At 64.8% G+C, this 21,757-nt stretch carries 26 protein-coding genes and 1 tRNA gene; 10 read left to right on the top strand and 17 right to left on the bottom strand.

Annotation, left to right across the window (positions count from 1 at the left end):
- Complete coding sequence (locus FOB47_RS16020; RefSeq protein ID WP_174781520.1) at positions 1 to 540, top strand: hypothetical protein; 540 nt, start codon at positions 1 to 3, stop codon at positions 538 to 540.
- A 107-nt stretch (positions 541 to 647) separates the two neighbouring features.
- Entirely contained in the window at positions 648 to 1,322 is a 675-nt protein-coding gene (locus FOB47_RS16015) for a C40 family peptidase (protein WP_053823058.1), read from the top strand.
- 93 nt (positions 1,323 to 1,415) lie between these two features.
- On the opposite strand, the gene FOB47_RS16010 is transcribed toward FOB47_RS16015, so the two are convergent.
- The 8 genes from FOB47_RS16010 to FOB47_RS15975 form a co-directional block, all read right to left on the bottom strand.
- A complete protein-coding gene (locus FOB47_RS16010) occupies positions 1,416 to 2,426 on the bottom strand; it encodes an inorganic phosphate transporter (protein WP_053821611.1) in 1,011 nt (336 codons plus the stop codon).
- Positions 2,427 to 2,447: 21 nt separating this feature from the next.
- Positions 2,448 to 3,074 (bottom strand): DUF47 domain-containing protein, encoded by a 627-nt coding sequence (locus FOB47_RS16005; protein WP_006575384.1) that lies wholly within the window; start codon positions 3,072 to 3,074, stop codon positions 2,448 to 2,450.
- Between the two features lie 193 nt (positions 3,075 to 3,267).
- A complete protein-coding gene (locus tag FOB47_RS16000) occupies positions 3,268 to 4,659 on the bottom strand; it encodes a replicative DNA helicase (RefSeq protein ID WP_006575385.1) in 1,392 nt (463 codons plus the stop codon).
- A 231-nt stretch (positions 4,660 to 4,890) separates the two neighbouring features.
- A complete protein-coding gene (rplI, locus tag FOB47_RS15995; protein WP_053821610.1) occupies positions 4,891 to 5,343 on the bottom strand; it encodes a 50S ribosomal protein L9 in 453 nt (150 codons plus the stop codon).
- Positions 5,344 to 5,370: 27 nt separating this feature from the next.
- Complete coding sequence (rpsR, locus tag FOB47_RS15990) at positions 5,371 to 5,649, bottom strand: 30S ribosomal protein S18 (protein WP_006575387.1); 279 nt, start codon at positions 5,647 to 5,649, stop codon at positions 5,371 to 5,373.
- 3 nt (positions 5,650 to 5,652) lie between these two features.
- On the bottom strand, positions 5,653 to 5,952 hold the full coding sequence (gene priB / locus FOB47_RS15985) for a primosomal replication protein N (RefSeq protein WP_006575388.1): 300 nt from the start codon (positions 5,950 to 5,952) through the stop codon (positions 5,653 to 5,655).
- Between the two features lie 65 nt (positions 5,953 to 6,017).
- The gene (gene rpsF / locus FOB47_RS15980; RefSeq protein WP_006575389.1) at positions 6,018 to 6,392 is read right to left on the bottom strand and encodes a 30S ribosomal protein S6; all 375 of its coding nucleotides are present in this window, start codon (positions 6,390 to 6,392) and stop codon (positions 6,018 to 6,020) included.
- A gap of 149 nt (positions 6,393 to 6,541) precedes the next feature.
- On the bottom strand, positions 6,542 to 7,537 hold the full coding sequence (locus FOB47_RS15975; RefSeq protein ID WP_053821609.1) for an asparaginase: 996 nt from the start codon (positions 7,535 to 7,537) through the stop codon (positions 6,542 to 6,544).
- Between the two features lie 275 nt (positions 7,538 to 7,812).
- Between FOB47_RS15975 and lexA the strand changes: the two genes are divergently transcribed.
- From lexA to FOB47_RS15960, 3 genes are all read left to right on the top strand, one after another.
- Positions 7,813 to 8,469 carry a transcriptional repressor LexA gene (gene lexA, locus FOB47_RS15970; protein ID WP_053821608.1) on the top strand — a complete coding sequence of 219 codons (657 nt, stop codon included), beginning with the start codon at positions 7,813 to 7,815 and terminating at the stop codon, positions 8,467 to 8,469.
- Between the two features lie 122 nt (positions 8,470 to 8,591).
- Positions 8,592 to 8,765, top strand: coding sequence for a hypothetical protein (locus FOB47_RS15965; protein WP_023265037.1), 174 nt, complete (start codon positions 8,592 to 8,594; stop codon positions 8,763 to 8,765).
- Positions 8,766 to 8,963: 198 nt separating this feature from the next.
- Positions 8,964 to 9,113: a hypothetical protein gene (locus tag FOB47_RS15960; RefSeq protein WP_156526608.1), complete on the top strand. Its 150-nt coding sequence runs from the start codon at positions 8,964 to 8,966 to the stop codon at positions 9,111 to 9,113.
- 76 nt (positions 9,114 to 9,189) lie between these two features.
- On the opposite strand, the gene FOB47_RS15955 is transcribed toward FOB47_RS15960, so the two are convergent.
- The 7 genes from FOB47_RS15955 to FOB47_RS15925 form a co-directional block, all read right to left on the bottom strand.
- Positions 9,190 to 9,265 (bottom strand) — tRNA-His (locus FOB47_RS15955).
- A gap of 105 nt (positions 9,266 to 9,370) precedes the next feature.
- Positions 9,371 to 9,622, bottom strand: coding sequence for a hypothetical protein (locus tag FOB47_RS15950; protein ID WP_174781519.1), 252 nt, complete (start codon positions 9,620 to 9,622; stop codon positions 9,371 to 9,373).
- A 612-nt stretch (positions 9,623 to 10,234) separates the two neighbouring features.
- Entirely contained in the window at positions 10,235 to 11,206 is a 972-nt protein-coding gene (gene dusA / locus FOB47_RS15945) for a tRNA dihydrouridine(20/20a) synthase DusA (protein ID WP_232963014.1), read from the bottom strand.
- A gap of 247 nt (positions 11,207 to 11,453) precedes the next feature.
- Positions 11,454 to 11,783: a hypothetical protein gene (locus FOB47_RS15940; RefSeq protein ID WP_006575455.1), complete on the bottom strand. Its 330-nt coding sequence runs from the start codon at positions 11,781 to 11,783 to the stop codon at positions 11,454 to 11,456.
- An 81-nt stretch (positions 11,784 to 11,864) separates the two neighbouring features.
- The gene (locus FOB47_RS15935; RefSeq protein ID WP_053821591.1) at positions 11,865 to 12,425 is read right to left on the bottom strand and encodes an NADPH-dependent FMN reductase; all 561 of its coding nucleotides are present in this window, start codon (positions 12,423 to 12,425) and stop codon (positions 11,865 to 11,867) included.
- A gap of 151 nt (positions 12,426 to 12,576) precedes the next feature.
- Positions 12,577 to 13,659, bottom strand: coding sequence for an enoyl-CoA hydratase/isomerase family protein (locus FOB47_RS15930; RefSeq protein ID WP_053821590.1), 1,083 nt, complete (start codon positions 13,657 to 13,659; stop codon positions 12,577 to 12,579).
- A 119-nt stretch (positions 13,660 to 13,778) separates the two neighbouring features.
- A complete protein-coding gene (locus FOB47_RS15925; RefSeq protein WP_174781518.1) occupies positions 13,779 to 15,383 on the bottom strand; it encodes a methyl-accepting chemotaxis protein in 1,605 nt (534 codons plus the stop codon).
- 193 nt (positions 15,384 to 15,576) lie between these two features.
- Between FOB47_RS15925 and FOB47_RS15920 the strand changes: the two genes are divergently transcribed.
- Entirely contained in the window at positions 15,577 to 15,927 is a 351-nt protein-coding gene (locus FOB47_RS15920) for a glyoxalase superfamily protein (RefSeq protein ID WP_174781517.1), read from the top strand.
- Between the two features lie 888 nt (positions 15,928 to 16,815).
- Here the strand turns inward: FOB47_RS15920 and FOB47_RS15915 are convergent.
- Together FOB47_RS15915 and FOB47_RS15905 are read right to left on the bottom strand one after the other, a co-directional pair.
- Positions 16,816 to 17,994, bottom strand: a complete 1,179-nt coding sequence (locus tag FOB47_RS15915) for an ISL3 family transposase (RefSeq protein ID WP_244959437.1) — start codon at positions 17,992 to 17,994, stop codon at positions 16,816 to 16,818.
- Between the two features lie 115 nt (positions 17,995 to 18,109).
- On the bottom strand, positions 18,110 to 18,340 hold the full coding sequence (locus FOB47_RS15905) for a hypothetical protein (protein WP_174781516.1): 231 nt from the start codon (positions 18,338 to 18,340) through the stop codon (positions 18,110 to 18,112).
- 373 nt (positions 18,341 to 18,713) lie between these two features.
- Here FOB47_RS15905 and FOB47_RS15900 point away from each other — a divergent pair, with 373 nt between their 5' ends.
- The 4 genes from FOB47_RS15900 (at position 18,714) to FOB47_RS15885 (ending at position 20,880) form a co-directional block, all read left to right on the top strand.
- Positions 18,714 to 19,127: a cupin domain-containing protein gene (locus FOB47_RS15900; RefSeq protein ID WP_174781515.1), complete on the top strand. Its 414-nt coding sequence runs from the start codon at positions 18,714 to 18,716 to the stop codon at positions 19,125 to 19,127.
- Positions 19,128 to 19,667: 540 nt separating this feature from the next.
- Positions 19,668 to 19,886: a hypothetical protein gene (locus FOB47_RS15895; RefSeq protein WP_174781514.1), complete on the top strand. Its 219-nt coding sequence runs from the start codon at positions 19,668 to 19,670 to the stop codon at positions 19,884 to 19,886.
- Positions 19,887 to 20,211: 325 nt separating this feature from the next.
- Complete coding sequence (locus tag FOB47_RS15890; protein WP_174781513.1) at positions 20,212 to 20,475, top strand: hypothetical protein; 264 nt, start codon at positions 20,212 to 20,214, stop codon at positions 20,473 to 20,475.
- A 57-nt stretch (positions 20,476 to 20,532) separates the two neighbouring features.
- Entirely contained in the window at positions 20,533 to 20,880 is a 348-nt protein-coding gene (locus FOB47_RS15885; RefSeq protein ID WP_174781512.1) for a hypothetical protein, read from the top strand.
- Positions 20,881 to 21,757: the final 877 nt, after the last annotated feature.

The raw sequence follows: 21,757 nt of genomic DNA, 5'->3' as shown, positions 1-21,757 counted from the left end.
ATGCCAGCCGATCGCTGGCTGCGCGCCTGCCGCGCGCTGATCCCTTGTGCGGTGGCGACGGGCGCGGCGGCCGCGCCCGGCCTGTTGCACGCGCAGGCCATCTCCGAACCGGCCGCGGCGCCCCCGCCGGCGGCTACCGCGCCGGCGCCCGGCATTGTCCCGCCCGCGATGCAGACTCCCACGCCTGCCCCTGCACCGGTGGCCGCCCCACCGGTCAACGAGCCGGTGATCCGCACCGTCGGCGCGGTCAGCTATGTCTGCGGCGGCGTCGGCGAGGACGAGCAGCGGCGGCTCGCCGCGCGCCAGAAGCAGTTCAATATGGGCGTGCTGTTTACGCAGGGCGCGAGCGGCGAATATCTGGCCGATGTCGAAGTACGACTGATGCGCGAAGGCCACGAAGTGGCGCGATTTCGTACCGAAGGGCCGCGCTGCCTGATCAAGGCGCCGGAGGGCCGCTACAATGTGCACGCCACTTACAACGGCCAGCCCAGGTCCATGACCGTCGGCACCGGCACCTACGACGCGCAGTTGCGCTGGTAGCCATCCGGGCATCGTTCGCAACGATGCCCCGGTCGATGGACCCGCACCGGCTGGCCCACCAGTCCATGCGATCGACCTGCACCGGCCTTCTTTCCTTGCTTCCATCGATCCCATCGCTCCCGTCGCCGCGCGCGGCGGCGATCGGCACGCGCCCGCTGCTGCTGGGCGCCCTCGCGCTGCTGCTCGCCGCCTGCGCCAGCACGCCACCGTCGCGCCACGGCGGCCATGCCCGCGGCACGCCGCGCGCGCCGATCGTCGAGCCCAGCGCCGGCCTCGAAGAGATCTCGATCCAGGCAATGTCGCTGGTCGGCACGCCCTACCGCTACGGCGGCAATACCCCCGATTCCGGCTTCGACTGCAGCGGCCTGGTCCGCTATGTCGTAGCGCGCGCGGCCAATGTCAACCTGCCGCGCACCACCGAGGCCATGGGCGGCCGCGGCACGCCGCTGGCGCGCGAACAGGTCGCCTCGGGCGATCTGGTCTTCTTCAACACGACGGGACGCGCCAATTCGCATGTCGGCATCTACGTGGGCCAGAACCGCTTCGTTCACGCACCGTCGACCGGCGGCACCGTGCGGCTCGAGGACATGACCAAGCCCTATTGGGCGTCGCGCTACAACGGTGCGCGGCGCATCGCCAACGCCGCGGTACCGGTTGCGCCGAGCACGCCGATTCCTCCGCCAATGCCGGCGGTTCCGGCCGTGCCCGCATCGCCGCCGCCGGTACCCGCCGCGCCGGTACCGGACGACGACGATCCGATCGCCGCCTTCGCCAACCGCTGAGTCGGCAGCACCGGCCGGGAGACGGCGCGCCAATGACAAAGGCCAGGCAAATGCCTGGCCTTTCGTTTCATCGGTTGCCCCTACGGGCGGATCTCACAGCAGATGCCGCCCGATCCACCAGGCAATCGCCGACATGAACGCCGACGCCGGAATGGTCAGCACCCACGCCCAGACGATATTGCCCGCCACGCCCCAGCGCACCGCCGAGGTCTTGCGCACCGAGCCGACGCCGACGATGGCGCCGGTGATCGTATGCGTGGTCGAGACCGGCACGCCCAGCGTCGAAGCGAGGAACAGCGAGATCGCGCCGCCCGTCTCCGCGCAGAAGCCGCCCACCGGCTTGAGCTTGGTAATCTTCTGCCCCATGGTCCGCACGATTCGCCAGCCGCCGAACAGCGTACCCATGCCGATCGCGACATAGCAGCTGACGATGACCCAGGTCGGCGGCTCGGTGGCGCTCTGCATCACGTGGCCGCTGGCGATCAGCAGCATCCAGATGATGCCGATGGTCTTCTGCGCATCGTTGCCGCCGTGGCCCAGGCTGTACAGCGAGGCCGAGACCAGCTGCAGGCGGCGGAACCAGCGGTCCACGCGCGACGGCGGCGTGCGGAAGAAGGTCCAGCCGACCACCAGCATCAGCAGCGAGCCGAGCAGCATGCCCATCAGCGGCGAGATCAGGATAAAGGCGACGGTCTTCAGCAGGCCGCTGGCGACCAGCGCCCCGGTGCCCGCCTTGGCCACCGCCGCGCCGACCAGGCCGCCGATCAGCGCGTGCGACGACGAGGACGGGATGCCGTAGTACCAGGTGATCAGGTTCCACGCGATGGCCCCGACCAGCGCGCCGAAGACGACATAGTGGTCGACGATATTGACGTCGATGGTGCCGGTGCCGACCGTGGCCGCCACCTTCAGATGGAAGACGAAGATCGCGACCACGTTGCAGACGGCGGCCAGCGCCACCGCGTGGTGGGGCTTGAGCACACCGGTCGACACCACGGTCGCGATCGAGTTCGCGGCGTCGTGAAAGCCGTTCATGAAATCGAACAGCAAGGCGAGCGTCACCAGCAGGACGATCACCCACAAGCTCATTTGTACAGTCTGCATGCCGAGTTCCGGTTGGCGCGCTCAGGCGTTTTCCAGCACGATGCCTTCGATGATGTTGGCCACGTCCTCGCACTTGTCCGTGATCGTCTCGAGCTGCTCGAAGATGGCCTTCATCTTGATCAGCCGCTTGACGTCGGTCTCGTCGCGGAACAGCTTGGAAATCGCCCCGCGCATCAACCGGTCAGCCTCGGATTCGAGCTGGTCGATCTGCTGGGCCGTCTTCAGGATCGTGCTGGCGTTGCCCATGTCCTCGAGCAGGCCGACCGCGATCTTGACCAGTTCGCAGCACTGCACGCAGATCGAGGCGAGCTTGCGGGCCTCGTCGGTCAGGCTGGTCACGTCGTACAGCGTGATGGTCTCGGCCACGTCCTCCATCAGGTCGAGGATGTCGTCCATGGTCGTGATCAGCTTGTGGATCTCGTCCCGGTCGAGCGGCGTGATGAAGGTCTTGTGCAGCAGATCGATGGTGTCGTGCGTGATCCGGTCCGCCTTCTTCTCGGTGGCCTGCACGCGCCGCGCATGGGCTTCGGCGTTGCCGAGATCGTTGATCAGCGTTTCCAGTTCGCGCGATGCGGTGACCGCGCAGTCGGCGTGCTGGTTGAAGTATTCGAAGAACTTGCCCTCGGTGGGCATGAATCGGCCGAACATGGCTGTTCCTTGTCGCGGCGCGCCAGCGCGCCGTCTCGTTGGGAAGTACTGGATTGCGGGAGAGATCGTGCAACAGCCGGCGTCGCCGCCGGCTGTCACGGAAAAGCAATATTCTACAGGGTAGTCGATGCGCGACGTACGCTTTGTGTGCCGCCACAGCAAAGCGTGCCGCCAGCCGGCGATGCAGGCGCGGTCAGGTATCGTTGTCGAAGAACGCCGGGCCGCCGCTGAAGTTGTCGAACTTGGTGAACTGGCCCAGGAAGGTCAGGCGCACGGTGCCGATCGGACCGTTACGCTGCTTGCCGATGATGATTTCGGCGGTGCCCTTGTCCTGCGAGTCGGGGTTGTAGACCTCGTCGCGATAGATGAACAGGATCACGTCGGCATCCTGTTCGATGGCGCCCGATTCTCGCAGGTCGGACATCACCGGGCGCTTGTTGGGCCGCTGTTCCAGGCTTCGGTTCAGCTGCGACAGCGCGATCACCGGGCAGTTGAGCTCCTTGGCCAGGCCCTTGAGCGAACGCGAGATCTCCGAGATTTCGGTCGCGCGGTTCTCGCCGCCGCCCGAGCCCGACATCAGCTGCAGATAGTCGATGATGATCAGGCCGAGCTGTCCGCATTGCCGCGCCAGCCGGCGCGAGCGCGCGCGCAGTTCCATCGGATTGAGCGCGGGCGTCTCGTCGATGAACAGCTGCGCGTCGTTCATCCGCTGGATCGCATGCGTCAGCCGCGGCCAGTCCTCGTCGAGCAGCCGCCCGGTACGCAAGCGATGCTGATCGAGCCGGCCGACCGAGCCCAGCATCCGCATCGCCAGCTGCGTGCCGGCCATTTCCATCGAGAACACCGCCACCGGCAGCCCCTGCTCCACCGCCACGTGCTCGCCGATATTCAGCGAGAACGCGGTCTTGCCCATCGATGGACGGCCGGCGACGATGATCAGGTCGCCCGGCTGCATGCCGCTGGTCATCCGGTCCAGGTCGATAAAGCCGGTCGGCACGCCCGTGACATCGGTGGTGGTATCGCGGTGATACAGCTCGTCGATCCGTTCGACCACCTGCGTCAGCAGCGGCTGGATCTCCTGGAAGCCCTTCTGCCCGCGCGAGCCCTCCTCGGCGATCGCGAACACCTTGGATTCGGCCTCGTCCAGCAGCTCGCGAACTTCGCGGCCCTTCGGCGCGAACGCCGAGGTCGCGATGTCGTCGGCCACCGTGACCAGTTTGCGCAGCACCGAACGCTCGCGGACGATCTCCGCGTAGCGGCGGATATTGGCCGCGCTCGGCGTGTTCTGCGCGAGCGAGTTCAGATACGCGAGACCGCCGACCTCCTCGGCCTTGCCGGCCACCTGCAGCATCTCGTAGACCGTGATCACGTCGGCCGGCTTGGTGTCCGAGATCAGCCGCGCGATGCTCTGGAAGATCATCCGGTGGTCGAAGCGATAGAAGTCCGCCTCGGACAGGAAATCGGCGATGCGGTCCCAGGCCGCGTTATCCAGCAGCAGGCCACCCAGCACCGATTGCTCGGCCTCGATGGAGTGCGGCGGGACTTTGAGATTGTCGAGTTGGGGATCGGCGACGGGCGCGTTCATGGGGGGCAATTATAGCGGCCTGCTCGCGCTGGGCCGAGCGATTCTCGGCGGGCGGGGCGAGCGGATGATGGTGGCGCCGTGCGCGCCGCGCGCATGCGAGCCGGCGGCCCAAAGAAAAAAGGCAGAAGCGGCTGTCAGCCTGCTCCTGCCTTCTTGCTGCGTTTTGCTGCTTTCGTGCTGACCTGGCCGCGGCGGCGCGAGCGGAAGTCGCGCCGGTCGCGGCCGGCAAGCTTAGACGTGCTCGCCCAGCACCGAGACGGTGATGTCGACCGCGACGTCCGTGTGCAGCGACACGCTGATCGGATAGTCGCCGACCATCTTCAGCGGACCGTTCGGCAGACGAACCTGCGCCTTCTCGAGCTTGAAGCCCTGGCCAGCCAGCGCTTCGGCGATGTCGGCGTTGGTCACCGAGCCGAACAGACGGCCGTCCACGCCCGACTTCTGCGTGATCTGGACGGTCAGGCCGCTCAGCTTCTCGCCTTCGGCTTGCGCAGCGGCCAGCTTCTCGGCGGCGGCTTTCTCCAGCTCGGCGCGCTTGGCCTCGAATTCCTCGATGGCGGTCTGCGTCGCGCGGCGGGCACGCTTGGACGGGATCAGGAAGTTACGGGCGTAACCATCCTTGACGCGGACGATGTCACCCAGGTTGCCCAGGTTGACGACTTTTTCCAGCAGAATGACTTGCATCGTGTTTTCTCCTTAGCGACCAGGCGATCAGTTCTTGTGCAGGTCGGTGTACGGCAGCAGCGCCAGGAAGCGGGCGCGCTTGATTGCCGTGTCGAGCTGACGCTGATAGTGCGCCTTGGTGCCGGTCAGACGAGCCGGCGTGATCTTGCCGTTGTCGCCGATGAAGTCCTTCAGCGTGTCCAGATCCTTGTAGTCGATCTGTTCGACGCCGGCCACGGTGAAGCGGCAGAAGCGCTTGCGCTTGAACAGCGGGTTCTGCTGCTGGAAGCGCTTCTTGTTCTTGTTGTCACGTTTGACGAATGCCATGGTTCAATCCTTTACGAATGCTTTACATCCAGTGATGTGAAAGACGAGAGCCTTGCTGTTGCGGTGCTTGCGGGCGAGAAAGCCTTCGCAGTCGAGCACCGTGCCGAGCGGCGTACGCTCGAGGTGCTGGCCGACGGGACCGACGCCCATCGCGGCGATCGCGAACTCGACCTGCCGCGGCGTCTGCGCTTCGACCACCTCGCCGCCGTATTGCAACAGGCAATTGACGACGGGGATGCCGGCCGGCGTGTAGCGCAGCGCGTCGCGCTCGACAAGGGTGGCGTGCAGCCTCAGCTGGTTCATCGCGCCACCGCCCCTCGCATGCCGCCCCGGTCATGCCGGAGCGAACCGCACACAGCAGACCGCACTCAGGCGGCCTGGCCTTCGCTGGTTTGCTGCGAAGCCTTGCGGGCTTCTTCGCGCTGGACTTCCTTCATCATCGGCGACGGGGCCGTCTCGGCCTTCTTCGTCTGGACGATCAGGTGGCGCAGCACGGCGTCGTTGAACTTGAACGCGTGTTCGAGCTCAGCCAGCGTGTCCTTGCCGCACTCGATGTTCAGGCAAACGTAGTGAGCCTTGGCCAGCTTCTGGATCATGTAGGCCAGTTGACGACGGCCCCAGTCTTCCACGCGATGCACCTGGCCGTTCTGCGACGTGACCAGCGTCTTGTAACGCTCGATCATGGCCGGCACTTGCTCGCTCTGGTCCGGATGGACGATGAATACGATTTCGTAATGACGCATTGACGCTCCTTTTGGGATAAGCCGCCCGGGCGTCAAGTCCGGTGCAGCAAGGGTTAAATAGCCCGCGAGTATAGCCCGGAACGGCCACGGCGGCAAGCAGCATGGGATCGCGGCCGCAACGGCGGTGCTGCGCGTACGCGCCGTCCGCCTCAGATCTGCGTAAAGAACTGCTGCAGCCGTACCGGATCGCCCGCGAGAGCCGGTTCCGCCCCGAGCGCCAGCAGCAGCGCCACCCTGGCCTTGTACGGATTCAGATCGCCGGCCGACACGAAGGCCCCGGCGGCCGGATTCGGCTGCGTCGGCGCAATCACATTGCCGGCCCCGGTGCGCGTGCTGCGCACCACCGCGACACCGGCCCGCGCCGCATCGGCAAGCGCGGCGAGCAGCGTCTCGTGGATCGACCCATTGCCGGCGGCGGCCACCACCACCCCACGCACGCCGCCGGCCACCAGCGCATCGACCAGCACGCGGCTCGGCTCCGCATAGCTGGCGACGATTTCGACCGCCGGCCACTGCCGCGGCAGCGGCAAGGCCTGCCGCGGCAGCCGCAGCGGTGCGCGCGTGAAACGCACCAGCGCATCCTGCACCAGCCCGATCGGCCCGGCGGCCGGCGATGCGAACGCGTCGACAGCCGAGGTATGCGCCTTGACCGCGTCGCGCCCGGCATGGATCTCCTGATTGAGAACCACCAGCACGCCCTTGCCCGCGGCATCCGGATGCGCCGCGACGCGGACCGCATCGAGCAGATTCAGCGGCCCATCGGCCGACAGCGAGGTGGCTGGCCGCATCGCGGCGGTCAGCACCACCGGCACGCTGGCCACGCCGGCCAGGTGCAGCAGCATCGCCGTTTCTTCCAGCGAATCGGTGCCGTGCGTAATGACGATGCCGGCCACGTCGCGCTGCGTGGACCAGTGATGAACCCGCTCCGCGAGCCGCCCCCACAGCGCGAACGACATGTCCTTGCTGTCGACCTGCGCAAGCTGTTCCGCCTCGATCCGGGCCACGTCCTTGAGCGCAGGCACGGCATCGAGCAGCGCCGACACCGGCACCGTCGCCGCCTGATAACGGGCGCTGCTGGCGGCGCTGGACGAAGAACCGGCGATGGTGCCGCCGGTGGCGAGAACGATTACGCGAGGCAGGGTCATGGGCACGAGATGTTCGTAAACAGGCGGCGATTGTACCCGCCGGGACAGGGCACTCCCCTACGGTCTTGCCCTGCCCCCGCGGCCGGACCGCACGCAACCGAAAGTGGACGACGATGCAAATTCCTCTTGCACTTCGACCGATACTGTATAAAATCACAGCACACTGTTCAAACGTACAGTGTTGCACATGACGGTCCTCGACACTCCCTCCCCGCGCGCCTCACGGCTCGCGGCGACGACGGGACCGCCACCGGATACAACAACACGGACAAGCCATGGCGACTCTGACACCCCGGCAGCAGCAGATCTTCGACCTGATCCGCAATACCATCCGGCAGACCGGCATTCCGCCGACCCGCGCCGAGATCGCTGCGGAATTCGGCTTCTCGTCGCCGAACTCGGCCGAAGAACACCTGCGCGCGCTGGCTCGCAAGGGCGTGATCGAGCTGACCCCCGGCGCTTCGCGCGGCATCCGGCTCAAGGTCAACCGCAGCGACTCCGAAATGCCGGACCAGTTCTCGCTGCCGATGGCGGGGGTGATGCAGTTGACGCTGCCGCTGGTGGGCCGCGTCGCCGCCGGCAGCCCGATCCTGGCGGCCGAACATATCGACCGCCAATATCAGGTCGACGCGTCGGTCTTCGACGAGCGCCCCGACTACCTGCTGCGCGTGCGCGGCATGAGCATGCGCGACGCCGGCATCTTCGATGGCGATCTGCTGGCGGTCAAACGCGCGCAGGACGCCGCCAACGGCAAGATCGTGGTGGCCCGCATCGGCGAAGACGTAACCGTCAAGCGGCTCAAGCACCGCGGCGATGCCATCGAGCTGATCGCCGAGAACCCCGACTTCGCCAACATCATCGTGCAGCCTGGACGAGAGGAATTCTCGCTCGAAGGCATCGCCGTCGGACTGATCCGCCAGTCCGGCTTCTAGCGCAACGAAGCAATCCGGCAGGCGCCGCCGCCTTGGCGCCAACTCAGTCATGCAGCCACACGAGCCGCAGGGCCCCGTGTTGCCGCAAGACTTCCGCTGACGCCTTACCAAAGAGGACCACCATGCTGCAAGCCGACCGCTCCCTGACCCGCTACCCCGTCAAGCCGACGCCGTTCCGCCAGTCCAAAGGTGTCCGCATCTACCAGGGCGCCCAGCGCCGCACGATGGTCGGCAGCATGGCCGCGATCTGCCGGATGCTCGAACTCGATCAGCCGGGAGTGAAGCTGAACGCCTGAGCAAGCGTCGCTCGTGCGACTGCCGCGACAAGATCGACTGCGTTGCCAGCGTGAACCGGCGTCAGCGCGAAGCGAGAGATACGGCGGCCCGGCGGCAAGCGACGCCTCTTGCGCATCGCAACAAACCTTTACAACTCGGACCGTGAATTCGTCGAAGCTTGGCCTAGCCTTTTCCCATGCTTTTCGAAGGAGACGGCCATGCCTTCGTCCGACGACACCATCAAGCTACTTCGTCCCGGTCGCCGCACCATGAACTGGCACGATGTCGCACTGATCGCAGCCGGTTGGATCGCCTTGTGTGTCGGTGTCGGGTGGACGATCACCAAGGCCGCTGCTCGGTTGGTCTGAGAACCACGAGCGCCCTCGCCCGCAAACTCCACAAAGCAAAACAGCCGCTCGATGAGCGGCTGTTTGCAAGGGATCTTGGGGTGGCTGATGGGACTCGAACCCACGACGACAGGAATCACAATCCTGGACTCTACCAACTGAGCTACAGCCACCGTAGCACCGTCGTCAGTACTGCTCGACGGAAACCAAGATTATACAAACTTCGTTTGGCGATGGCTAGTACTACGCACAAAAATTTTCGTGCAGCCGGATCGCCATCAAGACCACCGGGCTTCGAGCCGGATTGCCTCGTGGATCGCATCGAGCGTTTCCTTTTCGGTCTGATAGGTGCCCGGCAGTCTTCGGCTCCTGCCGTTCAGCACGTCGGTCTGCAGGGCGGCGGCCGCCGCCGCATCGGTGCCGCGATGCCAGCAGTAGCGCGCGGTCCAGGTACCGTTCTGCAACCGCTCGACCACCCAGACGACGCGGAAGCCTTCGAACGCGACACCAAACAAGCCGTCTTCTTCCATTCCACCCTCCGAGGCCAAGTCTTGTTGTCGTTTTGGGCTCCATCTTGCCATCACCCGGTTGGGGGGTCATCTCTTTGGATGAGGTAAACGTGAACTGCTGGCCGCGGCGTTGCTGCCCGACATCGTGCAAAACGGGTAGAACGCGAGCGGCAGACGGGGGGAGCGGCGGACGGACGACGGGAAGGGAGGACGGCTGCGGGGAGCGCCAGGCAAAAAAAAGTCCGCACACGGCGGACTCTTAAACTCTTGCGATCTCAATGCCCTGAAGGCAATTGCAATGTAACTGTCATCGCCGCCAAGCACTATTCGGGTAAACGAAAGGACGAGCGACCGGCGAGGCCCGGCACAAAAAAAGCCCGCGCAAGGCGGGCTCCAAAATCAGTTGAAGAAAGCCCTGTATTCGAGGGCACAGACAGTTTAAGAAAATCGGAATCGGCTTGGCTATCTAGGGGAATCCCTTTCCTGGTGCCCGGGATCGCCGAAACCTGCGCCGAAAGTGCCTCGAGCACAGCCGCACGGGGCATCGGGCACCATGCCGGTTTCGAAATTAGAGTCTGGCCTCCAATCTGCGGGCCATCCCGCCGCTAGAACTACGCCGCGACCGTCCTTCGGTCACGCCGCCTGCAGCGGGCGTTCGGCATGCAGATGGCTGCGCGCCTCCTCGAACAGCGCGTCGACGCCGTCCCGCGTACGGATCGCGTTCATCCGGCGCGCGTCGGACAGCACGCGCCGCCAGCCTCGCCCGCCGGCCACGCCGCGATACAGGCCCAGCATATGTCGTGTCGCCGCGCCCATATACCCGCCCCGCTCCACCAGGTCACCGATATAGCGCTGCATCGCCAGCTCGGCATCGAGGCGTGACGGCGACGGCGCCGTATCGCCGTAGTAACGGCGATCGACCTCGGCCAGCAGGAACGGCTGATGATAGGCCTCTCGACCGATCATCACGCCATCGACATGGCGCAGATGCGCGTCGATCTCGTCGTAGCGAGTGATGCCGCCATTGATCAGGATTTCGAGGTGCGGAAATTCCCGCTTCAGCTGGTAGGCGACCTCGTAGCGCAACGGAGGAATCTCGCGGTTTTCCTTGGGGCTGAGCCCCTTCAGGATCGCGTTGCGCGCATGGACGATAAAGGTCTGGCAGCCGGCCTCCGCGATCGTGCCCACGAAATCCCGCACGAAATCGTAATGTTCGATCGTGTCGATGCCGATGCGGTGCTTGACGGTGACGGGCACGGATACCGCGTCGCGCATCGCGCGCACGCAGTCCGCGACCAGCTGCGGCTCGGCCATCAGGCAGGCGCCGAACGCCCCCCGCTGGACGCGTTCCGACGGACAGCCGCAATTCAGATTGATTTCGGCATAGCCCCAACGCTCGCCCAGCTTGGCGGAGGCCGCCAGATCGGCCGGCTCGCTGCCGCCCAGCTGCAGCGCGACCGGCTGCTCGGCCGGATCGAAGTCCAGATGGCGCGCGACATCGCCATGCAGCAGCGCACCGGTCGTCACCATCTCGGTGTACAGCCAGGTGTGGCGGCTCAGTTGACGATGAAGGGTGCGGCAATGGCGGTCAGTCCAGTCCATCATCGGCGCAACCGAAATGCGCCTCGGATTGACCTTCCCGGGACCTGCCGGAGCCGGCGCCATGCTGGCGGCTAGCGATTCGGACATGACTTGGGTCGACTATCCCGTACGTCGACGGGAACGAGGAAAACCGGCAAGTTTACCACCCGCAGCCACGTCGCATCGCCCCACTGCCTGCACGCACAATCGCGGGCGAAGGGCACCGACTCGACCGGATGGAAACCGCCGGCACCCCTGCTCACTCGGCGGCTCAGTCGTTCAGCCGCTGCTGCCGGGGCTGCAGTTCCAGCCCAAGCTTGACGAACAGGTCGAAGGCGTCGGCCAGCAGGTGCTGCTGGCGTGGCAGCAGACTCGCATACGGCATGTCGTAGATCGACTGGTGCGCGCCGCGATTGCCCTTGAGCCCACGGTCGCGGGCGATGTCGGACAGCAGCGCCGCGAAGCCGGATAGATCCTCGGCATCGATGGCGTTGTTCAGCACGGTCGCCAGCAACTGCGGCGAGGCAGTGGCCCAGCACCCGACCAGTTCGGCGTTGGCCGCCCCTTCCGGGAAATCGGAGGAATTGTCGCTTGCATCCATATCAGCATTGTCGGCGCCGTTTTCGCTATCTTGAGACTCCCCCTACGAGAGGGGGGTCTCCAGGCGGCCGCGCCGTCACGGTCAGCTTGCGGCGTTGCGCTCCACCCAGGCCGCAAAGGTCGTCAGGAATTTGCCCAGAAAGGCACGTGTCGATTCGTTGCCAATATTGCCCTGCTCATCGAACAGCTTGTCGACACCACCGATATAGGCCTCCGGCATCTGGAGCACCGGCACATTGAGAAACACCAGCGACTGGCGCAGATGGTGATTGGCGCCAAATCCGCCAATCGCCCCAGGCGACGCGCTGATCACGGCTCCCGGCTTGCGATCCCATGCACTCTGCCCGTACGGGCGGGATCCCACGTCGATGGCGTTCTTCAGCGGCGCCGGCACCGAGCGGTTGTATTCCGGAGTGACGAACAGCACCGCATCGGCGCGGCGAATCCGGTCACGGAACGCAGTCCACGGCGCCGGCGGGTTGTCGTCGTCGTCCTGGTTGTAGAGCGACAGCTGACCGATCTCGACGATCTCGAGCTTGAGCTCGGGCGGCGCCAACTGCGCCAGCGCCAATGCCAGCTTGCGATTGAAGGATTCCTTGCGGAGACTGCCCACCAGTACCGCGACGTCGCGAGGAGTGCTCATCGTGCTTCCTTTTCTGAAAGAGACGGGGAAAGGAAAGACTGCCGAAAGGCGCGGGACCAGCGATCGCCGGCCCGCGCCCAGACCACACTCTAACCCGATGTCGTTTCAGCCGTGCGCAGGCAGGCTCGCGTGCGCCGAAGCGCGCGGCGGCTCAGGGCCGCAGGCCGGCGAGTGGGTGCTCGTCAGCCCGCCACGGACTGTCGAAGAAGGCGAGCACCTTGTTGCGCTCCACCTCGTCGAGCCGGGCCGGCCGCCACTTCGGTGCGTGGTCCTTGTCGATTGCCAGTGCGCGGATGCCCTCGACGCCATCGCCGTAGCGGAACACGTCGTGCATCATGTCGAGCTCCATGCGCAGTTCGTCCTCGAGCGCCATCGTCCGCGCGCGGCGGATCTGTTCCAGCGTCACGCACAGCATCAGCGGGGAGCGCGTACGCAGGGCGGCGGCCGTCTGCGCGGACCAGTCGTCCGTGGCATCGCTGACGATGGCAACAATTTCTTGCACCGTGGCAGCGCCAAAGGCCGCGTCGATTGTCTCGCGCTGGCGCGCCAGCATGCCGGTCGCCGGGTCGCAGGCGGCGCGATGCTCGGCGCTGCAGGCGTCGACCGCAGCCAGCACCTCGTCGCCGCTGCCAAAGTTGCCGGCACGCAGCGACGCCACGAGTTCGGCCAGCGCGTTGCTCGGCACGAAGGCGTCGGCCAGACCGGCGTACAGCGCGTCGGCCGCGTGAATCACGTTGCCGGTCAGGCCCAGATACTCGCCGAGGCGGCCCGGCGTGCGCGCCAGGAACCATCCGCCACCCACGTCGGGAAACAGGCCGATATTGGTCTCGGGCATCGCCATCTTGGTGCGCTCGGTGACCAGACGCCGCCGCGCTCCCTGCGAGATGCCCATGCCGCCGCCCATCACCACGCCATCCATCAGCGCGATATAGGGCTTCGGATAGCGGTGGATCTTGTGATTGAGCGCGTATTCCTCGACGAAGAAACGGTCCAGCATCGGGTCGCCGGCCAGCGCGGCCTGATGGAAGAAACGGATGTCGCCGCCCGCGCAGAAGGCCTTGCCGCCCGCGCCGGCGACCACCACCGCGACAACGCCTGGGTCGGCCGCCCACTGGTCCAGCGCCTGCGTCAAGGCGCGCACCATGTCGAGAGACAGGGCGTTCAGGGCCTGAGGGCGAGTCAGCGTCAGATAACCGACACCGCCGACGACTTCGGTTGCAACAAACTCGGTCATGTCTCCTGTTCCTGTGGTAACGAAATGCAGGCCGCCACTGTACACCAGCCATGCCGCCCGGCCATCCGCACCGCCGGCCGGACGGCGGGATTCAGGCGATTCAGGTCGTTACGTGAAATTCACGCGAGGCGGAAGCGCGCCATCAGGCCTGTCAGGCGCTGCGCCTGGTCCTCGAGCGAGGTCGCCGCAGCGGCCGCCTCCTCGACCAGCGCGGCATTCTGCTGCGTCATGCTGTCCATCTGGGTCACCGCCTGGTTCACCTGCTCGATTCCCTGCGACTGCTCCATCGACGCGGTGTTGATGCCACCGACGATCGCGCTGACACGGCGCACCGCGCCAACGATGTCCTCCATCGCGCGGCCCGCATCGGCGACGATATCGCTGCCGGCGCGGACATTGCGCACCGACTCGTCGATCAGCCCACGAATTTCCTTGGACGCGGTCGCGCAGCGCTGCGCCAGATCGCGCACGTCGCCCGCCACCACGGCAAAGCCGCGGCCATGTTCGCCGGCACGCGCGGCCTCCACCGCCGCGTTCAGCGCCAGGATATTGGTCTGGAATGCGATCTTCTCGATCACGTCAATGATGTCGACGATCTTGTTGGCGCTGGCGTCGATTGCCTGCATGGTGTCGACCACGCGCGTGACCGCTTCCCCGCCCCGCTCCGCCAGCCCGCTGGCGTCGCCGGCCAGCGCATCCGCTTCGCGCGCATTGTCGGCCGTCTGACGCACCGTGCCGGTCAGCTGCTCCATGCTCGACGCAGTCTGCTCCAGCGAGGCCGCCTGTTCCTCGGTCCGTTGCGACAGATCCGCGTTGCCCATCGCGATCTGCCGGCTCGCCGCAGCGATGGCATCGGCGCCGTGTCGCACCTCGCCCACCATGCCGGCCAGACTCGCCTCCATGCGCGCCAGCATGGCCAGCATGCGGCTGGTCTCGTTGCGGCTCTCCTCTCCCGCCATGCCGCTGTCACGGCCCGCAGCACGACCATCCCGCTGTGGCGGCGTAACGAAAGCCCGGGCCGCGCTCAGATCGCCGCGGGCGATCCGCTCGAAACGCCCGATCGCAATATCGAGCGGACCGACGATCGATCCGCGCAGCCGCCAGGCAAAGACAGTACTGAATGCCAGACCCAGGGCCAGCAGCGCCAGCGACCACGCGCGCAGCTTGGCATAGCGCTGCTGCGAATCCTGATAGACGGCCTCTGCCGCGGCGGTCTGCAGCTTGTTCAGTTCGACATTGGCCGAAGTGAACGCGATATCGAGCTTCGGAATCGTATCGAGCACCAGCGCCATCACGCGCTCGCGATCGCCCGCCTTCAGCGCGGCGATCATCGGCTCGACACCTTGCTTGTGCAGCGCCTCCCGGCGCGACGACACCAACTCCGCGGCGCGGTCTTCCTCCCTGCCGCGCGCAAGCGCCAGATACGCGTTCCACGCCTTCTCCGACGCCCGCGCGAATCCGGCCGCGGTATCGGCACGCGCCAGCGCATCGGCCGGATCGGTGGCGAAGGCCGCCTGGTCGAGCAGCACGCGTACCAGCAACTGATTCGCGCGCGCCTCGGACAGATGCATCGCGGCGGCCAGTTGATGCTGATAGATCTCCCGCGTGGCATCGTTGCTGCGCGACATGCCGAGCCAGCCAAAGGCGCCGACGATCAGCAGAATCAAATTGGTGACGACAATCAGGCACCACAATCTGGCGCCAATGGTGGTGTTGCGAAACATTCGAGCTCCCCGGTCTTATCGTGCGATCGCGGCACGTGCGCCGCCCCGCTATCAACGGCGCGCTCGGGCATTCCTTGACGGCATCGGAACGAAAGACTGTGTAACCGTCCGATGTACGAATCGGCCCGCCGGCGACGGCTCGAACCGAGCGATGGACCGTAGAATCGCCAGATCTGATCGCCGGAGAACCACCATGTCCGTCAAGCGCGTCGTCGCCAATATCGCAGCCTCGAGCATCGAGCAAGCCCACGCCTTCTATGGCGATCTGCTAGGCATGGAAGTCGTGATGGATCACGGCTGGATCCGGACCTACGCAACCGGGCAAAGCACCACGCCGCAGATCAGCATCGCGATCGAGGGCGGCTCCGGTACCCCGGTGCCCGACCTGTCGATCGAAGTCGACAACCTCGACGAGGTCCATGAGAAGGCCGTACAGGCAGGCTTTTCGATCGAGTACGGCATCGCCGAAGAACCCTGGGGCGTACGCCGCTTCTTCGTGCGCGACCCGTTCGGCAGGCTGGTGAACATCCTGTGCCATCTCTGACCCACGTGGCTCTGCTTCGCGAAGGCGCCGGCAAAAAAATGCCCGATGCCGGTGAAGGCATCGGGCAAATACAACCGACTAGGAAATAGGCTCGGACAAGACACGGCGACCGGCGCATTACCGCTGATGGGGGCAGCGGCTCTGTTACCGCCCTATGCATCTCGTCCTCGCCCGTTCATACCTTAGTTCCAGCGTGCCGTGTCTCATACTGAAAACAGGCTCGGTTCTGTAGAGAACTGACGGCGCTGGCCCAACGCGAAGCGAAGACGGTCGCCATCATCGCGAAAAGGGCATCCTCTACCGCCTCAAGGCGGTAGAGGATGCCCTTGTTGACCTGCGCCGCCTGGCGTCGCCTTGGAACACAGCAATCCGGACTGGCTGAGGGAGCGCCCGATGCGGAACGGCCTTGCCGGAGCGCCCCCTTTCGGAGGCACGAGCGCTGATCATGGAATGTGAAAGAAGGAAACCCGAATCCGACAGAAGCTTCTCCGACTGGTGGCGTAATGGCTGCCCGGCCCTTTCCAAGGAGGAGAATATGCCGTTCTGCAACGACACCCGCTATTTCACGCAAGAGGAAGATCCCGCCTACGAGCTTGTCCTCGCTCCTGGCGCCCAGGCTCCGTACTCGGGCATCTATCGATGCGAGGGCTGCGGTTCCAGCGCCATCTCGCCACGTGAACAACCATTGCCCCCGCCGAACCACCATGTTCATGGGGCACTGCAGGGACAGATTCGCTGGCGCCTGATCGCGAGAACGACTCACCCGTAATCCGATGCCCGCAATGCGTTGATCCGTCAGGCCGGTACCCGAAACGCCCGATGAAGCTTGTCGGGCGTTTTGCATTGGATCCTTGCTCGGTACGGCGGACGCGCCACAAAAAAAAAGGTTCATCGAGGAATACCGGGGAAGGCAGCGCGGATTTTGAGGAAGAAGTACTCCTCATCGCGATAGCCGTAAGCGCGCCGCTTGATGACCTTGATGGTGTTATTGATGCCTTCGACGACGCTGGTGTTCAGCGGGTGCCGGCACCGGGCCACAATGCCGTGCCAGTAGCCGCTCAAGCGATGGGCGAACTGCTGTAACGGACCAATACCGCTTTGCTGCGCTTGCTCAAACCAGTTGTGCCATGCCCGCTGCGCCCATCCCGGGCGGCGGTAGAACCACAGCCGCTTGAGTTCGTCGCGCAGGATGTAGACCGTCATCAACGGTCGGTTCGCAGCCAACACCTCGTTCAGATGAATGGCCTGACCCTCGCTCAGATTGGCCCGATTGCGCAGCAGCAGCCAACGCGTCGACTTCAGAACGCGTCGGGCCGGCCTGTTGTGGCGTAGCCGATTGGCTTGATCGACCCGAACCCGATCAATGACCTCGCGTCCATATTTGGCCACGATATGGAACAAGTCATAGACGACTTCGGCCTGCGGGCAATGCTCGCGGATCTCGAGTTCATATGCCGTCGTCATGTCGATGGCAACCGCTTCAATCCGCTCTGCCGCGCCCGCTGGCAGTTGCTCGAAGAAGGCGCGCGCCGTCTCGCGTGAACGGCCCTTGCCAATCCACAGCACCTGCCGGCCGATCGGGTCCACGACGACCGTGGCGTAGCGGTGGCCCTTATGCAGCGCAAATTCGTCCATCGCCAGATAGCGGATGTTGGCCCAGTCCGGCTCCGTCACCGCCTCGCGCAAGCGCGCCTTGTCGATGGACTTGATCGTGTGCCACCCAAGCTCATAGAACGCGGCGACAGCGCGCACCGAGCAGTCGCGCAACAGTCGACCACAAGCCTCGGCCAGGCGCGCTGTCACGCGCTGATAGCGCCCGAGCCAATCCAGGCGCTCCAGCCGCGGGCCGCCACATTGATCACACCAGACACGCCGGCGCGGCACGTGTAGAACGACGCGATAGTCGAAAATCGGCAGGTCTCGTACCAGTACTGTAGACCGGCCCTGGATGCCGTACTTGCGCTGCGCCTGTTTGTACGTCAGTTCGCCTTTTTCCACCGCCTCCACAACTGCCAACTTAAAAGCCAGCGTGTAGTCACGTTGCGTTCGCTTCCGTTCCCTCTCCACAGCACTCTCCCAATCTCGACAGGAAAAGTGTCAACCGTATTCAGGACGGGTCATAGGCAACAAAAAAGCCCGCGTGACTCTGGCCAGCGGGCTTTTTTGCGGTTCTACCTGGTCTCTACTCGTCTTCCAGCGCCGAGATCAGGGCGTCCGCGTACTGAACAGCCCGCTTCGCGGCCGCCTCGACTTCGAGCTCGCCCGACATACTGGTAACGAGTCCTTGCATCGCCATGGCGGCAAGTTGCAGTCGCTGGCTTGTCGACGAGGCGGAGTAGTACGCCAGGTCGTCGAGACGTTCGACGATCTCTCTCACATGCTTGACCAGCTCTTGCGAATGGCTTTCGTCCATACATTCCTCCCTTCAGGGGTTGAGGAGCTGCCATGGTGCCAAGCCCAGCCGGAACAAAGAAGCGGTTGATGACGGGAACCTTCGATACCGGGGCGGAAATCGAAGGTTTGCGGGGCGCGGCTTGGCGGCTCGTCGATCGATGAGGCGCCGCAGGGACATGATCCATTCCCAAGCGGCAACTGCCCGGCCGACCTGCAGGCCCGACGGCCGAAGCGCTGCGCGACATCTGGGAGCGAAGCGGCTGCCCGACGTGACGCGCCAAGGGAAAAAGCGCGCGAGCGGAAGCGCCGGCGGCGTCGGTGAACCTGCATTGTCATCGACGCGCCGCCACCTAGACTGATGCCATGAGGATACTGCGTTGCTGGGAGGAGCCATGACCGCTACGACCGAGTCCGTCAGGTTGCTGCGCCCCCCGCTTCTGTTCGACCGGTTATACGCGGACGCAACCGGCGAATCTCACTTCGCTCCGCTCTCCGTCGCCATGACGGAACGGGTGTTTGCCCCACCCGCGCCCGCATTCTGGGTGTCATCCCTGGCCGAAGCCACACAGCAAGGGTTTCTCTTCCTGCCCGCCGGCTGGACCGGGGAACGCCATCCATCCCCGATTCGCATGTGGATCTTCGTGCTGTCCGGCGCCATGGAATTCCAGGCGAGCGATGGCGACAGCCGCCCACTGCCGACCGGCCGCGCATTGATGCTTGAGGACACCTCGGGCAAGGGACATCTCAGCTGGGTTGTCGGCCCTGACGATGTCACGCTGGCGGTCGTGCAGCTACCAGAGGCGTAGGCCATGGCTACCGCTCGGCCGCCCGCCCCTACGCTGGCCGGGCTCTCGCCGATCATCTGAACCGGATGCACGCAGCCGGGAAAGAGAAGGGATCAATCGTGATCGTGCCTGGCTCTCAGTGGAGCGCTTGGCTGCGTGCCGCGACCTGAGGTTGTGCGCAAGTTCCTGAGCTTGTACCGGCAGACAGGATGGCACCCGAACCAGCGCTGCCTCCGCCGCGAACGAAGAAGCCCCAACAGTTGCGAGGGGCCAGCCTTTTCGTGGTTGTAATCCTTGTCGGCCTTTGCTATCTGACGTGCCAACGCCCCACTGAAATCCGAAATCTCCCATGGTCGCAAGCCGACGAGGCGGCCGGCGTCATTCGCTTCGAGCCGAGCAAGACGGAGGACAGCACCGGAGAGCCGGTGGACCGGCCAATCACACCAGAGATCGCCGCGGTGCTGAAGCGGGCGCAGGAGTTGCGCACATCCCGTGAGGTTCAGAAGTTGGGCGGCGGCTATGTCCTGACGGACATGCTCGCAAGCAGAAGACAGCGGCAGCTTGCCGGGCTCGGTGGCGCGTGCTGGCCGAGGTGAGAAGGACTACACCATCAAGGATTTTCGGGCAAAGCCCATGATCGGTGCGAGCAAGGCTGGCCACGACCTGGACGCACTGCAGGTCGCCGGCGCTCACGCTGACGGCTCGACGACGCAGGGCGACATCAAGCAGCGCGAGGTTCCAGTGTCCAATACTGTCCGACTGCTGTTGCCGACGACTTGATATTGGATGCCATCCAAGAACCTGCCTTCAGCGCGCCACCGTAGATAAAGCAAAAGCCCGCGCAATCTTGCGATTACGCGGGCTTCAATTTGGTCGGGGCGAGAGGATTTGAACCTCCGACCACCTGCACCCCATATTGTTATGCACTCGCCACGAAACCGCGTCCAGTCAACGGATTGCGCCTTTTGTGCCGAATACTCTGCTCAGAAAACAGGCACGTAGCCGTGCGGGTTTCCGGGCTGCGTATGAGCAAGTATTCGGCACCTCTGGCGCTCGGTGTCAACGCGTTATACTGTACATCCATACAGTATCTAGACAGCCGACGATGCCTGCCACATACCCCGCCAAGTCCATCTTCCTCGAGGTCGAGTTCTTCGGTAACGACCGTGACGAGATCCTGCTGCCCTGCCAAGCCGTTACCGTCGACCGCGGCGCCATCCTGGTGCGCGGCGTCGAGACGCGGCACCTGAACGCCATCCGCTGGATCCCGGACGCCCTGTCATTCCAGGCTTACGACCGCCACCACCGCTTCCCGGTCGGCCGGCCGATCGTTCTGGATCGGGATTTGGCCAAGTTTCCCCTTCTCTGAGGCGCCGCGGCGACATGACCCATGCCAAAGCGGTACTGCCCGGCCGACCTCCCGGCCATGACGGCCGAAGAGCTGCGCGACATCTGGGAGCGGAATCGGCTGCCCGACGTGCGCGATCTGCTGTGGGAAATCGCGCGCCTCCGGCAGCGTGTCGCGTCGGCGCACTACTTCATAGCGCTGGTCGACGCGGGCCAGCCCGGCGCAAAGTTGATGTCGCACACCTACCTGGCCAAGTTCGCGGCGGAGCCCTGCGTGCTCGAGGACGTGGAGACCGACTACAGCAGCGGCACGCCGGGCTCCCGGAAGTGGCGCGGCGAGATCCCAACCGACGAAGAGCTGCAGCAGTTCGAGGCAATGCACCGTGAGGCGCGCACGCGAATAAACGAACGGAAGAGGCGCCCATGATGCAGTTGCGCCCCGTACGCGAATGCAGCGAGCCGTTCGATAGCCGAACGCTCGGCACCTCGATCTATATGCGAATCGGTCGAATCAAGATACACTACCTGCCGCGGCGCCTTCTTCCCTGGCGCTGCCCCTTATTGACCCCTCGCCATGACAAAGCGAGTTATAGGCGCCGACTTTGGTTCGGCGCTTTTTTTTGTGTGGGGATGCGCTTGATTTTTCCATAGTGCGTACACTCAGGCCATGCTCATCCCCGCCCACGGCGCACGCGAAGAGTACCGCGACGTAGTGCGCTCCGCCCTGATCGATCAGCATCGGTACTCAAAATTAGAAGCGATACTTGCTTGCGAACGCCATTGCGCGCTTGTTGAGACGGGGTTCCGCAGGAACCGGAGACCGTCTGAGGTGGCGGAGCAAATCCACCGGCGCGACCGACTCAATGGAGGTACACCTCCGCTGGTCGCAGCTGTCGCTTCAAGATTGCGTAAGCTGCCGGCGTGCCGCTGGCTGTCCACGATCGAAGGCACTAGAATGCTATCGCCCGGATGCGAATGACGGGTACCGTCGCATGCCTTGACAGGCGCTTTTTTTGTAGCCGATACGATAGGGCTCCTGCCGGAAGCATGGATCTAGGCTTCAGGCGCCGGCAGCCAAAGTCACCGACGCTTTGGTGAAGGTCCAGCCGCCTCAGCGACCCGATGGTGAAGCGCGAACGCTGATCACTTCTCCCAAGGGCAACGGCCGCCTAGAATTCCGCCATGAAAAAGAACGCGAACTCGGGCGTCCTGCCGCAGCGCTACCACGACGCCGTCGGCGAATTATTGATGAACACCTACGGCTACAGTTGGGGGGAGCTGCGGCGGTGCAGGCAGGCACACGC

The organism is Cupriavidus gilardii, from assembly GCF_013347325.1.
Taxonomy (GTDB): Bacteria; Pseudomonadota; Gammaproteobacteria; order Burkholderiales; family Burkholderiaceae; genus Cupriavidus; species Cupriavidus gilardii.
This window is presented reverse-complemented; position numbering and strand designations above follow the sequence as displayed.